This window comes from Rhodospirillaceae bacterium, assembly GCA_028819475.1.
GTDB lineage: Bacteria > Pseudomonadota > Alphaproteobacteria > Bin65 > Bin65 > Bin65.
In genome coordinates, this window is the sequence record JAPPLJ010000036.1 from 146,011 (window position 1) to 161,765 (window position 15,755).

Consider the following 15,755-nt stretch of genomic DNA (forward strand, 5'->3'; position numbering starts at 1 on the left):
GGCCACGGCAACGTGTCCCGGCCGCAAGACAGGGACGACGACCGGACGATGGCGACTTTCGACGACCGAGAAAAAGCGTTCGAGAAGAAATTCGAGCACGACCAGCAGCTCCAGTTCCGCGTCGAAATGCGGCGCAACAAGCTGATCGGCCTGTGGGCGGCCGAGCTGATGGACCTGACCGGCGCGGATGCCGAGGCCTATGCCAAGCAGGTCGTCGAGGCCGATTTCGAGGAACCCGGCCCCGAAGACGTGATCCGCAAGATCAAGGGCGATTTCGAGGCCAGGAGCGTCGAGAAAAGCGACCACCAGATCCGCCGCCAGCTCGAGGACTGCGAGAAAGAGGCCCGCGAGCAGGTGATGAGCGAGGCGGACTGAGGGCGGATAGGAACGGTGAGTGTCGATACGGGGAGTCGGTTTTCCGAATTCCCCTTCGTGTCGCCCCGGACGGAGCGAAGCGACGATCCGGGGACCAGAGCGACAAGCACAGGCCTTTCGGGTCGGCCCTTTCGACAGGCTCAGGGCGGGCTCTGGACCCCGGCTCTCCCTGCGGTCGGCCGGGGTGGCAATGCTGGATTTCCGACAGAATCCCGGAACGCACCATGACCCTGATCGAAGGCCGGACCGGCGCGTGGGAAACCGTCATCGGGCTGGAGGTCCACGCCCAGGTGATGTCGGACGCCAAGCTGTTCTCCGGCGCGGCGACGGCTTTCGGCGCCGAACCGAACACGCAGGTCTCGCTGGTCGACGCCGCCTTTCCCGGCATGCTGCCGGTCATCAACCGGCGCTGCGTCGAGCAGGCGGTGCGCACCGGCCTCGGCCTCAACGCGAAGATCAACCTGCGTAGCGTGTTCGACCGCAAGAACTATTTCTATCCCGACCTGCCGGCCGGCTACCAGATCAGCCAGTACAAGGACCCGATCGTCGGCGAGGGCGAAGTCACCGTGGACCTGGACGACGGCACGAGCCGCACGGTGCGAATCGAGCGGCTGCATCTCGAGCAGGACGCCGGCAAATCGGTCCACGACATGGACCCGAAGCGCACCTTCGTCGACCTAAACCGGGCCGGCGTCGCGCTCATGGAGATCGTCTCGAAGCCGGACCTGCGCTCGGCCGACGAGGCCGGCGCCTATCTCGCCAAGCTGCGCTCGATCCTGCGTTATCTCGGCACCTGCGACGGCAACATGGAGCAGGGCTCCCTGCGCGCCGACGTCAACGTCTCGGTGCGCCGAAGAGTCAAAAAGGGTCAGCCGGGCGAACCGCTCGGCACGCGCTGCGAGATCAAGAATCTCAACTCGATCCGCTTCATCAGGCAGGCCATCGAGCACGAGGCGCGGCGGCAGATCGAAATTCTTGAAGACGGCGGCACGATCGAGCAGGAGACCCGCCTGTTCGATCCCGGCCGCGGCGAGACCAGGGCGATGCGCTCCAAGGAAGAGGCGCACGACTACCGCTATTTCCCGGACCCGGACCTGCTGCCGCTGGAACTGGACCCGGACTGGGTCGAGGAGATGAGGGTCGGCCTGCCGGAGTTGCCGGACGCGAAGAAAGCGCGCTTCGTAGCGGACTACGGCCTGAGTGCGGGGGACGCGGCCACGCTCGCCGCCGACCGGGAGGACGCCGATTTCTTCGAGGCCGTGGCCGCGGGCCGCAGGGATCCGAAGCTGGCCGGCAACTGGGTGATCAACGAGTTCTACGGCCGGCTGAACAAGGCAGGCCAGCGCCGCGCGGACTCGCCCGTGACGGCGGAGAAGCTGTCCGGCCTGCTGGCGCTGATCGAGAGCGGCGACATTTCCGGCCGCATCGCCAAGGACGTGTTCGACGAGATGTTCGAGACCGGCGGGGACGCCAAGACAATCGTCGAGGCGAAGGGGCTGAAGCAGATCAGCGACACCGGCGCCATCGAGGAGATCGTGGACCGGCTGATCGCCGAGAACCCGAAACAGGTCGCCCAGGCGAAGGAACAGCCCAAGGTCGCCGGCTGGTTCGTCGGCCAGGTCATGAAGGCGACGAAAGGCCAGGCCAACCCGGCGGTTGTGAACGAAATCCTGAAAAAGAAGCTCTAGATGCCCGAATCCGTAGACGTCTCAAAGCGAGCGGCGGCCGGAACGCCGCTGCTGTTCCAGCCCAAGGCGCTGCGCGGCCTGACCCTGCGCAACCGCATCGTCATCGCGCCGATGTGCCAGTATTCGGCGGTCGAAGGGCTGGCGCAGGACTGGCACTTCGCCCATCTCTCCAGCTTCGCCATGGGCGGCGCCGGGCTGGTCTTCACCGAGGCCGCGTCGGTCGAGGAGCGCGGGCGCATCACCTACGGCGACCTCGGCATCTGGAGCGACGCCCACGCCGACGCGCTCAAGCCGGCGATCCGCTTCCTGCAGGGCCAGGGCGCGGCGGCCGGGGTGCAGATCGCCCATGCCGGGCGCAAGGCGAGCATGCAGCGGCCGTGGCACGGCAACGGCCCGATGGACGAGCGCGACGCCGCGCGCGGCGAGACGCCGTGGGACCCGGTCGCGCCCAGCCCGCTGCCGATGCAGGAGGGCTGGCTGATGCCGGCGGAGCTCAACGAGGCCGGCCTCGCGCAAATTGGCGACGCCTTCGTGGCGGCGGCCGGGCGGGCGGATGCGGCTGGCGCCGACGTGCTCGAAATCCACGGCGCACACGGCTACCTGCTGCACAGCTTCCTGTCGCCGATCTCGAACCATCGCAGCGACGCCTGGGGCGGCGAGCGGGCCGGCCGGATGCGCTTTCCGCTTTCGGTCGCGCAGGCGGTGCGCGCCGCGTGGCCGGAGACCAAGCCGCTGTTCTACCGCATTTCCAGCATCGATTCGGTCGAGGGCGGCTGGGAGATCGAAGACTCGGTCGTCTTCGCCGGCGCGCTCAGGGAGATCGGCGTCGATATGGTCGACTGCTCCTCCGGCGGCATCGGCGGCCCGGCGACCGCGACCCGCCTGCCGCGGCAATACGGCTTCCAGGTGCCCTTCTCGGCGCAGATCCGCAAGGAGGCCGGCGTTTCGACCATGGCCGTCGGCCTGATCGTCGAGCCGGCCCACGCCGAGGAAATCCTGCAGTCCGGCGACGCCGACCTGATCGCGATTGCGCGGGAGGCGCTCTACAACCCGTTCTGGCCGCACCACGCCGCCAAGGCGCTCGGCGCCGACGGCCGCTGGGATGCCTGGCCGGAGCAATACGGCTGGTGGCTCTCCCGCCGCGAACGCTTCATGGGGCAGTAGGGGCGCCCGATTCGGCAGCCTCAGATCATCGCCCTACGCCGCCAGTGAAACCGTGATAACACCTTCGTTCTACAAGCATGTGCGAGTGACCAAGTTCGCTTCGCCTACCTGCTGACGAGAAGACGGCCTTACGGAGAAGCTGTGAAGATTCTAAAGAGCTTAGCTGTCCTAGTCGGTATTCTGGGTCTCATTGGCATTCTTGCAAGTCGTGACGACCAAGACCATACATCGGCCATAAACCGCTCTGAACCTAAAGTGCCCAAGAGCCTCTTAGCTAGCTGCGAACGGGGCACCCCAGTTTCGGGCACATTTTTTGTTAAGGGCAGAAACATCAATATTCGGGTAGGGCCGGGCAACAATCAGGCCCGTGTAGTCAATCGGAAGGCTTCCCGTGTACTTGGAAAGACCCATTACCGCACCCTTTGGCCATCCATGTTGCTCGAAGGTCGGTGTGAAACAGTCGAATGGGTACAAGTCCGGATCGTCAAGGCGGATGGCAAGGTGGTCAATTGGGAGACCGGCTGGGTCCATAAGCAGTTTGTCACTAGCCGGGCCTCCGACAACATGAAAGCCGGGTTGCTCTGGGATATCGATGGCGAGAACGAATTCACCGATGGAGAAAAGCAAATTGTAAAGCGCGGCGCGCTCAAGGTTCTAAAGGACGAAGCCAACTGCGCCGAAATTATCGATGGATACCGCAGCGGTTCACGAAAAGGCGCTTACTACGTCACCTGTAAAGCTAGGAATGGAGGCCCATCTTTCAATGTCTGGTTCACTCCTGACGAAGTAGAGAGCGGCACTTCTCTTACAGTTCCTACACCCTATCCGGAGGCTCAATCTCGGCAAGCATGTGAACGGGCTATACAAGCCCGAGTCTTACATTCCTCGACGCTCGATATGCATCACTTCTTCGGATACGCAACGAAAGTCCACAACAACGGAAACCGCACCGTCATTCAGGAGTTCTCCACGAAGAACAGCTTCGACGTTGAGATTCAGCATCGGGCACGGTGCTTAATTCTCCCAGACGGCAAATTAGAGATTACCATTACCGAAAAGTAGTAACCCGCCCCTCAAACCATGACCATCCCGCCGTTGACGTGGATCGTCTGGCCGGTGACCCAGGCCGCTTCGTCGCTCGCCAGGAAGACCGCGGCACCGGCGATGTCGGCGGGCTCGCCGATCCGTCCGGCCGGTATCCGTTCGAGCAGGCCGGCCTGCTGCTGCTCGCTCAGCGCGTCGGTCATGGGCGAGCGGACGAAGCCCGGTGCTATGCAGTTGAGCGTCACCCCGCGCGCGGCGACCTCGGCCGCCATGCTCTTGGTCATGCCGATCATGCCGGCCTTGGAGGCGGCATAGTTGGCCTGGCCGGGATTGCCGGTGACGCCGACGATCGACGCAATGTTGACGATCCGGCCGTGGCGCCGGCGCATCATGCCGCGCAGGGCGGCGCGGCTCAGGCGGAAGGCGGAGGTCAGGTTGACGTCGAGCACGCTCTGCCACTGCTCGTCGGACAGGCGCAGGGCGAGCATGTCCCGGGTCAGCCCGGCATTGTTGACCAGGATGTGCAGGTCGCCCAGCGCCGCCTCGACCCGGCCGGGCAGCGCCTCGGTCTCTTCCGCATCGCCGAGGTTGGCGGGCACGGCATGGGCCCGCTCGCCCAACTCAGCAGCGAGCGCGTCCAGCGCCGCGCGCCGGGTGCCGGAGAGGGCGACCGAAGCGCCCTGGGCGTGCAGGGCTGTCGCGATGGCCCCGCCGATGGCGCCCGAGGCGCCGGTGACGAGGGCGGTCCTGCCGGTAAGGTCGAACATGGTGCTTTTCCGGTTGCCGTTCCGATGAGCCGCGCGGCCGGTCAGGCGGCGGCGAGGAATGTGTCGATATCGTCCGGCGAATTGACCGCCGTTCCTGTGATCTCCGGGTCGATGCGCCGCGCCATGGTCGCCAGCACCTTGCCGGCGCCCAGTTCGACCAGTTCGGAGCAGCCTTCGTCCCGGGCGAACAGCATGCTCTCGCGCCAGCGCACCAGGCCGGTGACCTGTTGCACCAGCAGGCCGCCGATCGTCGGGCCGTCGCTCACCGCCTGCGCCGTCACGTTGGCGACCAGCGGCACGGCGGGCATGCCCGGCGGCACCCGCGCCAGTTCTTCGGCCATGACGTCGGCGGCCGGCTGCATCAGGCTGCAATGGAAGGGCGCGCTCACCTGCAATTTCATCGCCCGGCGCACGCCCATGTCCTGCGCCGCCGCGATCGCCCGGTCGATGGCGCCGGCATGGCCGCTGATCACGACCTGGCCGGTCGCGTTGTCGTTGGCGATGGCGCACACCTCGTCCCCCGCCGCCGCGGCCACCGCCTCTTCCGCCTGCTCCAGGGCCGCGCCGAGCAGGGCGGCCATCGCGCCGTCGCCGACCGGCACAGCCGCCTGCATCGCCCGGCCGCGCGCCTTGAGCAGCCGGGCGGTATCGGCGAGGGAAAACGCGCCGGCCGCGCACAGCGCCGAATATTCGCCCAGCGAATGGCCGGCGACGAAGCGCGCCTTCTCGGCCAGCGCCAGGCCGGCCTCCTCCAGCGTGCGCAGGACGGCCATGCTGACCGCCATCAGGGCGGGCTGCGCGTTCTCGGTCAGCGTCAGCTCCTCGCCCGGCCCGTCGAACATCAGCCGTGAGAGATTCTGCGACAGCGCATCGTCCACCTCCTCGAACACCAGCCGGGCGGCGGCCGAAGCCTCGGCAAGGTCCCGGCCCATGCCGACGGCCTGGGAACCCTGCCCCGGAAAGACGAAAATGCGCTCTGCCATGACCTGTCTTGCTGCCGTGTCGCGGGTCGCCGGTTCTTAGCCCGGACCTCTGACCGTTGTCACGGGCCGACATGCGGCAATAGCGTGCCGGGCCGGACCCTTGCGCCGGATACGCCCCGCCGTATATTCCGCGCTTGCCATATCTCCTTGCCGGGGTGAGGGCACGTCGTTCCGAGACTCCGGCTAGACCTGTGCGGCTTGAAGTTTTCTGTTGCTGCACCGGCCCTCTCCCCCGCCCGGCCACCCAACGGGATTATCCTTGAATGGGTGGCCGGGCGGGGGAGAGGGCCGGCACCGAAACCGGAAAACAAAGCGGCAGGTCGCGAAACAGCCGTAAGGAGGGTTTGTTTTGCCGTATTACGAATGCGTGTATCTCGCGCGCCAGGACATTGCCGCCAGCCAGGTCGATGCCCTGAGCGACGGCTTCGCCGAAACGATCGCCGAGGGCGGCGGCGAGGTGAAGAAGCGGGAATACTGGGGCCTCCGAAATCTCGCCTACCGGGTCAAGAAAAACCGCAAGGCGCATTATGTGCTGATGAATATCGATGCGCCGGCATCCGCGGTGCACGAGATGCAGCGCCTGATGCGGCTCAACGCCGACGTGCTGCGCGAACTCACCCTGCGGGTCGACGAGCTGAACGAGGGCCCGTCGATCATGATGCAGCGGCGCGAGGAACGGCGCGACCGCGGCGAGCGGCGCAGCCGGCGCGACGAGGAGCGCCGGGCCGAGCGGGCGGCTGCCGCGGAGAAGGAGGCGGCCGGCAAGGCGCCCGCCGAAGACGCTCCTGCGAAAAAGCCGGCCGAAGAAAAGCCAGCCGAAGAAGCGCCAGTCGAAGAGGCCGCCGAAAAAGCCACCGAAAAAGCCGCCGGGAAACCGGCCGAAGACTCCGCAGGGGAAACGGCTGAAGCGGCGCCTGCCGAGGCCGCCGCCGAAGAAGCGCCGGTCGAGGCGGCTGCCGCCGAAGAAGCGCCTGCCGAAGAAACGCCCGCTGAAGAAGTTGCCGAAGAGTCCGCCGAGGAAACCGTAGGGGAGGGTTTGAAACCCTCCCCTACAGACACCGCGGAAGCCGCTGAAGACTCGGCCAATGACGCCGCCGACGAGGCCGCCGAAAAGACCGCCGAAAGCAAAGGGGGAGACGCCTGATGGCCCGCCGCCCGTTTTTCCGCCGCCGCAAGAGCTGCCCCTTCTCCGGCCCGAACGCGCCGAAGATCGACCATATGGACGTCAAGCTGCTGCAGCGCTTCATGTCGGAGCGCGGCAAGATCGTGCCGAGCCGCATCACCGCGGTTTCGGCCAAGAAGCAGCGCGAGCTGTCCCGGGCGATCAAGCGCGCGCGCTTCCTGGCCCTGATCCCCTACGTTTCGGGCTAGGAGGGCTGCGCCATGGACGTGATCCTGCTCGAGCGGATCGAGAAGCTCGGCCAGATGGGCGATATCGTCTCCGTCAAGCCCGGCTTTGCCCGCAACTACCTGCTGCCACAACGCAAGGCGCTGCGCGCGACCGACGACAATGTCGCCCTGTTCGAGGCGCGCAAGGCGCAGCTCGAAGCGGACAACCTGACCCGCAAGGCCGAAGCCGAATCGGTCGTCGAAAAGATGGAGGGTGCAGCCGTCACGGCGATCCGCAACGCCGGCGAGGCCGGCCAGCTCTACGGTTCGGTCTCCGCGCGCGACATCGCCGACGGCCTCACCGAAGCCGGCTACACGGTCGACAAGCGCCAGGTCGTCATCGAACATCCGATCAAGATGCTCGGCGTGTTCCCGATCCGCGTCGTGCTGCATCCGGAGGTGTCGGTGACCGTCACGGTCAACGTCGCGCGCTCGCCGGAGGAAGCGCAGATGCAGGCCGAACGCGCCGCCCGCGGCGAAGACCCGGTGGTGCTCGGCCGGGCCGAAGGCGACGAGGATACGCTCAACGACGAAGTCGCCATTGCCATGATGGACCGCGAGGAGCGCCGCGCCGCCCGCGAAGCCGCCAAGGCCGCGGAGGCCGAGGCCGAGGCTGCCGCCGAAGCCGCCCGCCGGGCGATGCTCGACCCGGTCGCGGTCGAACAGCCGGGCTGAAATTGCCGGCGGCGGTCGATCTGCGCCGCACACCCCTTCCCGTCATCCCGCCCGGCGCACACTCTCTCCCGTCATCCCGACCGACCGAAGGGAGTGGAGGGATCCCGGCTCGGCACGAAACACCAGCCCCGAACGACGGCGACGGGATTCCTCCACTGCGCGATCGTTCCGATCGCTCCGGTCGGAATGACGACTGTAGGCAATTTGGACGGCCGGGAAGCCGGACATGACAAATCATGACACGCTATTATAACCTTGACATAAGACGATCCAATCACCATATGCGGTGAAAGGAGACGACAATGACCGGCTTTTACCAGTTCCAGAAACAGTTTCCCGACGATGAAGCCTGCCTTCGGCACATCATGAAGGTGCGCTACGGCGGAACGGTACTGGATTGCCCTAAATGCGGGAAGCAGGGGAAGTTTTACCGCATGACCAAGGAGCGCGGGTACGTCTGCGAACATTGCGGCCATCATCTGCACCCGACAGTCGGCACTCCAATGGAGCGGACGCATCTGCCGCTGCACAAGTGGTTCTACGCGATGTTCCTTTTTACAACGTCGCGCCACGGTGTTTCGGCTAAGGAATTGCAGCGCCAGTTGGATATTTCCTACAAGTCGGCTTGGCGCATGGGCCACGTTATCAGGCAGTACATGGCGAAGGTTGACGGCGACGGTACGTTGGACGGAATTGTGGAACTGGACGAAGCTTACATCGGCGGGCGCGCTGTTGGCGGAAAGAAGAAGGGGCTGACCGGACGCGGCACAAAGAAGGCCATCGTCTTTGGAATGCTGGAGCGCGAGGGCGAGGTCATTACCCGCGTTGTCGAAGCCGCTGGGCGCCGCGATCTTTTCCCGCATGTCCGGGCGCACGTTGCCCCAGGTTCGCACATCAGCACCGACGAATGGATGCCATACCGGGCGCTGCCGAAGATGGGCTACAGCCACGGAACGGTCGAGCATCGGTCGAAAGAATATGTGCGCGGAATCGATCACGTTAACAACCTTGAGGCTTTCTGGTTGATCCTGAAGCGGTCGATCCGTGGGACGCACGTTTGGGTTTCGAAGAAGCACTTGTCGAAGTATCTGGGCGAGTTTGAGTTCCGCTACAATCGCCGGAAGCGGCCCGCTTCGATGTTCGCCGAGTTGGTGGCGAGCCTTTAGCAAACATCGCATCGCAGAGCGCATGGAAGCGCCGCCAAGTGTCGGCTTCGCTAAATCGATCATTCATCATCATATTCCTCGTCTTTTAATATTTCTGGAATTTGTTTCTTGCCGCGTTCAATACCATACATTCTGACGTATGGAATTAGCTTGCTCACCCTAACGTGGAGTAGGTAGTAGCTTTCAGTAGAGAATTCTGGTGTAATTATGCCGGCCTCTAGTAATTTCTTTATTAGCACTTTAGCAGTTGTCTCGTGTTCAATTTCCTTGCTTACCGGTCCAATACTGCGTCTTTGGCGATTTTTTAAGATTGAATTACAAAGGCCTTGCAGCAATTCTAATGTGTTTACAGCCCGGTCCTTAGAACGCTGCTCTGCTTCAATTTGCCTTTTTCTCTCCTTATTCGCTTTCTCTTCCATTTCTCTATTTCGTACTTCTTGCCGCTTTGCTTTTCTCCGGCCATACGTTCCTGCCCAATAAACGACCGGCCATCCGTAATACACTAACCCGCCGCACCCAATCACAACCAAGCCCAAAAACAGCGATGCTGGGCTAACAATATCGCCCAACACGTCTATTGTCCTTTGCGGGTCGAGGGTGATAAGCTCTCGACCAAATATTGCCAGCCATCCAGCGCTAATAGAGGCGCCGACCGCTCTGTGTTTTGTGTCCATTCAGTTTTCATGTCATGACGCGCCCCTTATGTCAAGGTTATAATAGCGTCATGACATTTCATGACAGTCCGAAGAGTGTCTCCGAACCGTACGGAGTCCGTCGTCGCGGCAAAATGATCCTTGGTCCGGCGGCGCGTCACCGGCAGGCAGGCGGCGCACACCGGCGTCAAAGGGGAGAAGTATGACGGAGACGATGCGCGCCGCCTTTCTGGAGGGGCACGAGGGGATCGGCAGCCTGACGGTCGGCCGGCGGCCGAAGCCGGAACCGTGCCATGGCGAGGTGCTGATCCGGATCGCGGCGGCCGGCCTGAACCGGGTCGACCTCTACATGGCCAACGACGGCTCGGGCTTCCGCCACGGATTGCCGCTCACGCTCGGCGTCGACGGCGCCGGCGTCATCGAGGCGCTCGGCCCCGGTTGCACGGCGCGCCGGGTCGGCGAGCGGGTCGTCATCTACCCGGCGCGCTACGGCCTCGACGAATTCACCCGGCGCGGCGACCAGATGCTGTCCTTCTCCCGCGCCATTCCCGGCGAGAATATCGACGGCTGCTTCGCCGACTATATCGCGATGCCCGAGGCCTGCGCCTTCCCGATCGCCGACGATCTCGGCTTCCTGGAAGCCGCCGTGCTGCCGACCGCCTATCTCACGGCCTGGCGCGCGGTGACCACCGCCGGGCAGGTGCGCTCCGCGGACTGGGTGCTGATCCACGGCGTTGGCGGCGGCGGCTCGACGGCCGCCCTGCAGTTCTGCGCCATGCGGCGGGCCAGGACCATCGTCACCTCCTCTTCCGACACCAAGCTGGCCGCGGCGCGGGAGCGCGGCGCCACGCATACGATCAACTACCGGGAGCAGGACGTGCTGGCCGAAGTGCGGCGGTTCACGGCGAAGCGCGGCGTCGACGTGGTGATCGAGAATGTCGGGGCGGACACCTGGGGTATATCGCTCAGGGCGCTGGTCGGCGGCGGCCGCCTCGTCGTCTTCGGCGCGACCACCGGGCCCAACCCGCCGGCCGATCTCCAGCGGGTCTTCATCCGCCAGCTGCACATCATCGGCGTGACCATCGGCAATTTCGAGGAATTCCGCACCCTGGTTGACGCCGCCGAACGCAAGCTGTTCGTGCCGGCGATCGACCGGGTGGTGCCGCTCGAACAGGTGCCCGACGGCCTGGCCTATCTCGAATCCGGCCAACAGACCGGCAAGATCGCCGTCGCCGTCGATCCCGCGCTGTGCGGGTGACGGGGCAGAGTCGCCGCCTCGCACACCGACCGTCGTCATATCGACCGGAGCCGCCCAACGGGCGGCGGAGCGGAGATATCTAAGCGAGAGCGGTGCCTCTTGTCGACGGGCTTGCTTTTTCTTCGTGTTTTTCAGTGAGATAAGAGGTTTACGGCGCGACATCCCTTGCTCTACACTGCACCCCGAATTGCGTATTCCGGGTACCTATCGGGTACCGCATTGCTCAGCCAGGATAGCAGCTGTCATGCCTCGAATCACCAAGCGCGTCGTCGACGCCCTCAGACCCCAGGAGCGCGAGCGTGTCGTCTGGGACGACGAGATCAAGGGCTTCGGCGTGCGCGTCCATCCGACCGGCAAGCGGGTCTACATCGTCAAGTACCGCCACAGGGGCCGGGTCGTAAAGACCACCATCGGGCCGCACGGCCCGATCGCCCCGGCCGAGGCGCGGGCCCGGGCCGCCGAGATCATCACCGCGGCGCGCACCGGCCGGGACCCGGCAGCGGCCGGCGGCCGCGGCAGCCGGGGGCCGACCGTGGCCGAGCTGGCGCAGCGGTTCCTGGAGGAGTATGTCCCCGCCCACTGCAAGCCGGGGACCCGGACGGTCTACCGCAGTGCGCTGGTGAACCATGTCGTTCCCAGGCTCGGCAGCCGCCGGGTCGCCGACATCGAGCGCGCCGACATCGTCGCCCTGCACCATGCCTTGCGGGCGACGCCCTACCAGGCCAACCGGACGGTCCAGATCCTGTCGCGCCTGTTCACGCTCGCCGAGGTCTGGGGCCTGCGCCCGGACGGCTCCAATCCGTGCCGGCACGTCAGGCGGTTCCGCGAGGAGAAGCGCGAGCGCTTCCTGTCCGACGCGGAATACGCGCGCCTCGGCGCCGCCCTGAAGGCGGGCGAGGAGGAGCGGCTGGAGCCGCCCGAGGTCGTGGCGGCGATCCGCCTGCTGATGCTGACCGGCTGCCGGCGCGCGGAGATCCTGACCCTGCACTGGGACCATGTCGACCTGGAGGCCGGGGAGCTGCGCCTGCCGGATTCGAAGACCGGGGCCAAGACGGTGCATCTGGGCGACCCGGCGATCGCCGTGCTGCGCGCCATCCCGCGGCGCGACGGCGATCCCTTCGTCATCGCCGGGAGCGCGCCCGGCCGGCCGATGAAGGACCTGCACCATTACTGGCAGCGCATCCGCCGGCGGGCCGGGCTGGAGGGCGTGCGCATCCACGACCTGCGGCACAGCTATGCCAGCGGCGGCCTGCTGGTCGGCGAGGGTCTGCCGATGATCGGCAAGCTGCTCGGCCACACCAACGTGCACATGACCGCCCGCTACGCCCACCTCGCCAACGACCCGCTCAAGTCAGCCGCCAACCGCATCGCCAACCGGATCGCAGCGGTGTCCGGGTAGCGGAATGATGATCGGCTCGCAGGTTGAGCGCTGATCGGCGCGCTAATTCATTGATTTCCCGTGGCCATATAGGGTCAAACTTCGGCACCGAGCGATAGCGCCAATCTTCGGTAAAGTGCTGTCGCTCTCCGATGAAACACTGATCCTGGCGGTACGCCATCTGTCAGCCCACAATGGCTCCGCCGACCTGCACATGCCAATGGACGCCCTGTGCGGAGTCTTGCCGACAGCCTACCTGAACGCCCGTGTAAACCAGCCATCTCTGTCCACCTTGGCGCGCCCGCGCCTCCTCCTGACCTATCACCGTCCATCAGGGCTATTTGCTAAGCACCCCAGTCAAGCCCGAGCGATGTATTTTCCGTACTCGTCACTTTTCTGTGGTGCACATCCTCTATTTCCGCTACCGTACCGACGACGTCGTAGTGTAATGGCAGCACACCTGCCGAGTATGGGACTACCACCAATGAAAGCAGGAAGAGCGGGTTCGATTCCCGACGACGTCTTATCTACAACTAAGGTTCACTCTCAAGCTCTGCATTCCCTACTTCAAGAAATTGGTCCGGCGGTATTCTATATGAATACTTCGGTCGTCGGACTACACGCTGTAGAAGAAGGGTATCCTAAACCAGATACATTAGATGTTTCTTGGGCTCCGCGAAATCAAAAGTGCGCCGCTCGAGAGACTCGAAAATTTATTCTCGAAAGTGTAATGGTGCGCGCGTCCGAGACAATCAATCAGTTTATTGCTGCTGTGAGCGTATTGCCCTCGTTTGAGGATGTGCGAAAAAAATGGGACTCATATACTTCTGTAGCGGAAAGACTTACATCCGTCGCTACTGCAGCTCTTGACAAAGACGACTATCTGATCCCTGCAGCAGTGCTACTGGTACATTGGCGAAATCGAGTTGTACACCCAAGCTCAAACGCAAAATTGGCCGCACGCCAAAAGCGAATTTTGTTAAACAATATGGATATAATTTCACAAGAATATCGAGACCTAAATGTCATTAGACTTCTTTCTCACTTTGATGAACAGAGGCCGACGCTTAAGGATATTTCATGCCTGATTGCAATGACAATCAATCTTGCAAGAAAAATTGACCGCACTATTCAATCGAATCTTAGTAAGCCGGAACTAGAGGCGTGGCTAGATCATTACGAACTTCGCCCAATGTTGAAGAAAATTGAGGCCGAAACCTCTCCCGAAAAATACAAAGCATCAGTATGCCGTCATTTTAAGTCTCGCGCACCATACTTGTTGGAATCCTATCTCCTACACTACGATCCAGACGCTCCACAATCTACAAGCCTCGATCAACATTCTTAGCCATTATTCTCTTGACCTCAGATTCGACGTCGACGGGCGCAAAGTGAGCCGTTACTGAAGCAAGTGGATGCCAGTCTGGTGTATTGCTGACGATTGTACCATCTTTCTGGAGGAAATGGTGGGCGGCGCTTGGCATTAACTCAGGATCGAGTGGAGTTATTGCTTTCGGGTTGTGATATACATCCAGACCCTCGGCCCACGACTCTGAATAGTTGGGAGTATTAACTACATGGCGAAAATTCTTGGGCTCTACGGCGTTGGGATCAAAATCAACGCATGTACCTTCACGAACCAAAAGAACGCGTTTCGAACCGAAGTTGCCCAAAATGCCCATGCGATTGAATTTTGCTATCGTTCCGCTATTGCTGAAGAGAATGGCGCTAATGTTCTCTGCCCCGGGTAGATCAAAAAATCCTGATTGAATTTCTTTTCCGTCCCAGGAGTGCACCATTATTTTCTTTGGTGTTATGATTAAACTGTTATGTGAATTAAAGCTCCAATCATACTGGTATCCATAAACATAACGCTCAAGAGCAGAGCGGCTATGGATCAAAGAAGCCGGCGAGGAAAAATCTTCAATTGCAAAAATAAGAGGCTTTCCTGCCACGTTTGAATGCTTCCAATATTCCTTTTTTAGTTTAGAAAATAGTGCGCTTCCAAATTTAATTGGCATGTATTGCGTGAGATAAGTTTGGATTTCACCAGGGCTAGTGAGTGGCGGCGGGTCAATAACCGTTCTGCCCCGTCGCGTTGGTCCGACCGTAACCGCTTCAACAGCAAACGATCCCATTATGCCTGAGCATATGAAGTCAGGGATAGGCTCGTTTTGCTCGAGCTGGTAGCCCATCTCCGTGAAAACAGCAAAGAGATATAGCTCCCAAATCCTTTGATCGAATCCAGTCGTCTGGAACTGCTCAATGAAATTGCCATCTGCATCCTCATACCATCGCATCATAACTTTAATAATCTCTCTAGCAGGTGAGTATGCTTCCAATTTTGCCAATTGCAGAAAGTCCGAATTAAGAGTTTTCAAGGGACGAGCGAACGAAAAGAAATCAACCGGATGACCCTTTTCATCACCTTGGTAGTGGTTTTCTGGCGGCGCTAGAGCAGCTTCCTCCATGGCACGCCTCAGCGTTGCTTCAGCTCTGCGAACCGAGGTCTCAAATTTCGTGACGTTGACACAGCGAAATCTGAGTTTTGCGTCGCGTGCGAAGACGATACCCCCGAAATCGTGGTCCGACCTGTCGCGAATGACAGCCCCAACGATAGCCCCGGAGGGTAGCTCAAACCAACTCACCTCCTCGGCCTGAAAACGAGCCATCGGCTGCCGAGCGTATCCAGCAAGGGCATCAAAGCGGACCAGCGAAATGCGTTTCATGATCGGAGTATACGGTCCGTTGTCTGGATCCCCGTGTCGGGGACGGCCCTGAGCACTTGTGTGCCAATTCAATAGTTCAACTTAGTCTGCCGAGGCCTCAGGGGGGAGCCCATCGAGCCCGTGCAATACCTCTACCCTCCAACGAAGCTTCTGAAGCAAGCCCCATCAGTGGCCTTGATCACGGATCGGATCAATGCGGTCGTCTTTCCCGACGACCAGGGCACGGCGCCAGCGGCCGACCTCGGCCGCGGCCGGCTGAAGCTGCGGGTGCTTGCCGGAATCCGCAGGGTGTAATGAACGGCGTCGGGCTGACCGCCTTGAGCAATCTGCTCGGCCACCGCTAGCGCGCCACCACGGCAATCTACGCCCATTTCGACGAAGCGGCGCTTCGCGATTCCGCCGCCAGTGCGGCGGCCGTCATCGCCCGCGCCATGGCCTACACGGCTGAACGGATGAGCCGCCGCCCGCTGTTCGAGCGGACCTACC

General features: G+C 62.4%; 15 protein-coding genes, 1 tRNA gene and 1 pseudogene. 13 read left to right on the plus strand and 4 right to left on the minus strand.

Features of this window, described 5'->3' with window-relative positions; translation table 11 throughout:
• Window positions 1-48: 48 nt before the first annotated feature.
• The 4 genes from OXM58_11735 to OXM58_11750 all read left to right on the plus strand — a co-directional run bounded on the left by OXM58_11735 (window position 49) and on the right by OXM58_11750 (window position 4,289).
• Window positions 49-375, plus strand: a complete 327-nt coding sequence (locus tag OXM58_11735) for a DUF1476 domain-containing protein (protein ID MDE0149033.1) — start codon at window positions 49-51, stop codon at window positions 373-375.
• A gap of 224 nt (window positions 376-599) precedes the next feature.
• Entirely contained in the window at window positions 600-2,063 is a 1,464-nt protein-coding gene (gene gatB / locus OXM58_11740) for an Asp-tRNA(Asn)/Glu-tRNA(Gln) amidotransferase subunit GatB (protein ID MDE0149034.1), read from the plus strand.
• Window positions 2,064-3,227, plus strand: coding sequence for an NADH:flavin oxidoreductase/NADH oxidase (locus OXM58_11745; protein ID MDE0149035.1), 1,164 nt, complete (start codon window positions 2,064-2,066; stop codon window positions 3,225-3,227).
• Between the two features lie 141 nt (window positions 3,228-3,368).
• Window positions 3,369-4,289 carry a hypothetical protein gene (locus tag OXM58_11750; protein MDE0149036.1) on the plus strand — a complete coding sequence of 307 codons (921 nt, stop codon included), beginning with the start codon at window positions 3,369-3,371 and terminating at the stop codon, window positions 4,287-4,289.
• A gap of 11 nt (window positions 4,290-4,300) precedes the next feature.
• Here the strand turns inward: OXM58_11750 and fabG are convergent, their stop codons facing one another.
• On the minus strand, window positions 4,301-5,038 hold the full coding sequence (gene fabG / locus OXM58_11755; protein MDE0149037.1) for a 3-oxoacyl-[acyl-carrier-protein] reductase: 738 nt from the start codon (window positions 5,036-5,038) through the stop codon (window positions 4,301-4,303).
• Between the two features lie 41 nt (window positions 5,039-5,079).
• A complete protein-coding gene (gene fabD / locus OXM58_11760; protein ID MDE0149038.1) occupies window positions 5,080-6,021 on the minus strand; it encodes an ACP S-malonyltransferase in 942 nt (313 codons plus the stop codon).
• Window positions 6,022-6,370: 349 nt separating this feature from the next.
• On the opposite strand from fabD, the pseudogene rpsF reads away from it, so the two are divergent.
• The 4 genes and pseudogenes from rpsF to OXM58_11780 all read left to right on the plus strand — a co-directional run bounded on the left by rpsF (window position 6,371) and on the right by OXM58_11780 (window position 9,251).
• Window positions 6,371-6,736: pseudogene (gene rpsF / locus OXM58_11765) on the plus strand (30S ribosomal protein S6).
• Window positions 6,737-7,164: 428 nt separating this feature from the next.
• A complete protein-coding gene (rpsR, locus tag OXM58_11770; GenBank protein ID MDE0149039.1) occupies window positions 7,165-7,392 on the plus strand; it encodes a 30S ribosomal protein S18 in 228 nt (75 codons plus the stop codon).
• A gap of 12 nt (window positions 7,393-7,404) precedes the next feature.
• On the plus strand, window positions 7,405-8,085 hold the full coding sequence (gene rplI, locus OXM58_11775) for a 50S ribosomal protein L9 (protein MDE0149040.1): 681 nt from the start codon (window positions 7,405-7,407) through the stop codon (window positions 8,083-8,085).
• A gap of 302 nt (window positions 8,086-8,387) precedes the next feature.
• Complete coding sequence (locus tag OXM58_11780) at window positions 8,388-9,251, plus strand: IS1595 family transposase (GenBank protein ID MDE0149041.1); 864 nt, start codon at window positions 8,388-8,390, stop codon at window positions 9,249-9,251.
• A 59-nt stretch (window positions 9,252-9,310) separates the two neighbouring features.
• On the opposite strand, the gene OXM58_11785 is transcribed toward OXM58_11780, so the two are convergent.
• A complete protein-coding gene (locus OXM58_11785; GenBank protein ID MDE0149042.1) occupies window positions 9,311-9,925 on the minus strand; it encodes a hypothetical protein in 615 nt (204 codons plus the stop codon).
• 181 nt (window positions 9,926-10,106) lie between these two features.
• Between OXM58_11785 and OXM58_11790 the strand changes: the two genes are divergently transcribed.
• The 4 genes from OXM58_11790 to OXM58_11805 all read left to right on the plus strand — a co-directional run bounded on the left by OXM58_11790 (window position 10,107) and on the right by OXM58_11805 (window position 13,888).
• A complete protein-coding gene (locus OXM58_11790) occupies window positions 10,107-11,162 on the plus strand; it encodes a zinc-binding dehydrogenase (GenBank protein MDE0149043.1) in 1,056 nt (351 codons plus the stop codon).
• Between the two features lie 244 nt (window positions 11,163-11,406).
• Window positions 11,407-12,561 (plus strand): tyrosine-type recombinase/integrase, encoded by a 1,155-nt coding sequence (locus OXM58_11795; protein ID MDE0149044.1) that lies wholly within the window; start codon window positions 11,407-11,409, stop codon window positions 12,559-12,561.
• 413 nt (window positions 12,562-12,974) lie between these two features.
• Window positions 12,975-13,064: transfer RNA gene (locus tag OXM58_11800), tRNA-OTHER, on the plus strand.
• Complete coding sequence (locus OXM58_11805) at window positions 13,025-13,888, plus strand: hypothetical protein (protein MDE0149045.1); 864 nt, start codon at window positions 13,025-13,027, stop codon at window positions 13,886-13,888. Before OXM58_11800 ends, OXM58_11805 begins: the two co-directional genes overlap by 40 nt.
• On the opposite strand, the gene OXM58_11810 is transcribed toward OXM58_11805, so the two are convergent.
• The gene (locus OXM58_11810; protein ID MDE0149046.1) at window positions 13,863-15,269 is read right to left on the minus strand and encodes a hypothetical protein; all 1,407 of its coding nucleotides are present in this window, start codon (window positions 15,267-15,269) and stop codon (window positions 13,863-13,865) included. The two genes, OXM58_11805 and OXM58_11810, sit on opposite strands and share 26 nt — an antisense overlap.
• 168 nt (window positions 15,270-15,437) lie before the next feature.
• Between OXM58_11810 and OXM58_11815 the strand changes: the two genes are divergently transcribed.
• Window positions 15,438-15,563 (plus strand): hypothetical protein, encoded by a 126-nt coding sequence (locus tag OXM58_11815; protein ID MDE0149047.1) that lies wholly within the window; start codon window positions 15,438-15,440, stop codon window positions 15,561-15,563.
• The last annotated feature ends 192 nt before the right edge of the window (window positions 15,564-15,755 follow it).

What these genes read in the sequence shown, in the direction of transcription:
- OXM58_11735 (MDE0149033.1), top strand. Translation starts at nt 49, where the DNA reads ATGGCGACTTTCGACGACCGAGAAAAAGCGTTCGAGAAGAAATTCGAG.
- gatB (MDE0149034.1), top strand. Translation starts at nt 600, where the DNA reads ATGACCCTGATCGAAGGCCGGACCGGCGCGTGGGAAACCGTCATCGGG.
- OXM58_11745 (MDE0149035.1), top strand. Translation starts at nt 2,064, where the DNA reads ATGCCCGAATCCGTAGACGTCTCAAAGCGAGCGGCGGCCGGAACGCCG.
- fabG (MDE0149037.1), bottom strand. Translation starts at nt 5,038, where the DNA reads ATGTTCGACCTTACCGGCAGGACCGCCCTCGTCACCGGCGCCTCGGGC.
- fabD (MDE0149038.1), bottom strand. Translation starts at nt 6,021, where the DNA reads ATGGCAGAGCGCATTTTCGTCTTTCCGGGGCAGGGTTCCCAGGCCGTC.
- rpsR (MDE0149039.1), top strand. Translation starts at nt 7,165, where the DNA reads ATGGCCCGCCGCCCGTTTTTCCGCCGCCGCAAGAGCTGCCCCTTCTCC.
- rplI (MDE0149040.1), top strand. Translation starts at nt 7,405, where the DNA reads ATGGACGTGATCCTGCTCGAGCGGATCGAGAAGCTCGGCCAGATGGGC.
- OXM58_11780 (MDE0149041.1), top strand. Translation starts at nt 8,388, where the DNA reads ATGACCGGCTTTTACCAGTTCCAGAAACAGTTTCCCGACGATGAAGCC.
- OXM58_11785 (MDE0149042.1), bottom strand. Translation starts at nt 9,925, where the DNA reads ATGGACACAAAACACAGAGCGGTCGGCGCCTCTATTAGCGCTGGATGG.
- OXM58_11790 (MDE0149043.1), top strand. Translation starts at nt 10,107, where the DNA reads ATGACGGAGACGATGCGCGCCGCCTTTCTGGAGGGGCACGAGGGGATC.
- OXM58_11795 (MDE0149044.1), top strand. Translation starts at nt 11,407, where the DNA reads ATGCCTCGAATCACCAAGCGCGTCGTCGACGCCCTCAGACCCCAGGAG.
- OXM58_11805 (MDE0149045.1), top strand. Translation starts at nt 13,025, where the DNA reads ATGAAAGCAGGAAGAGCGGGTTCGATTCCCGACGACGTCTTATCTACA.
- OXM58_11810 (MDE0149046.1), bottom strand. Translation starts at nt 15,269, where the DNA reads ATGAAACGCATTTCGCTGGTCCGCTTTGATGCCCTTGCTGGATACGCT.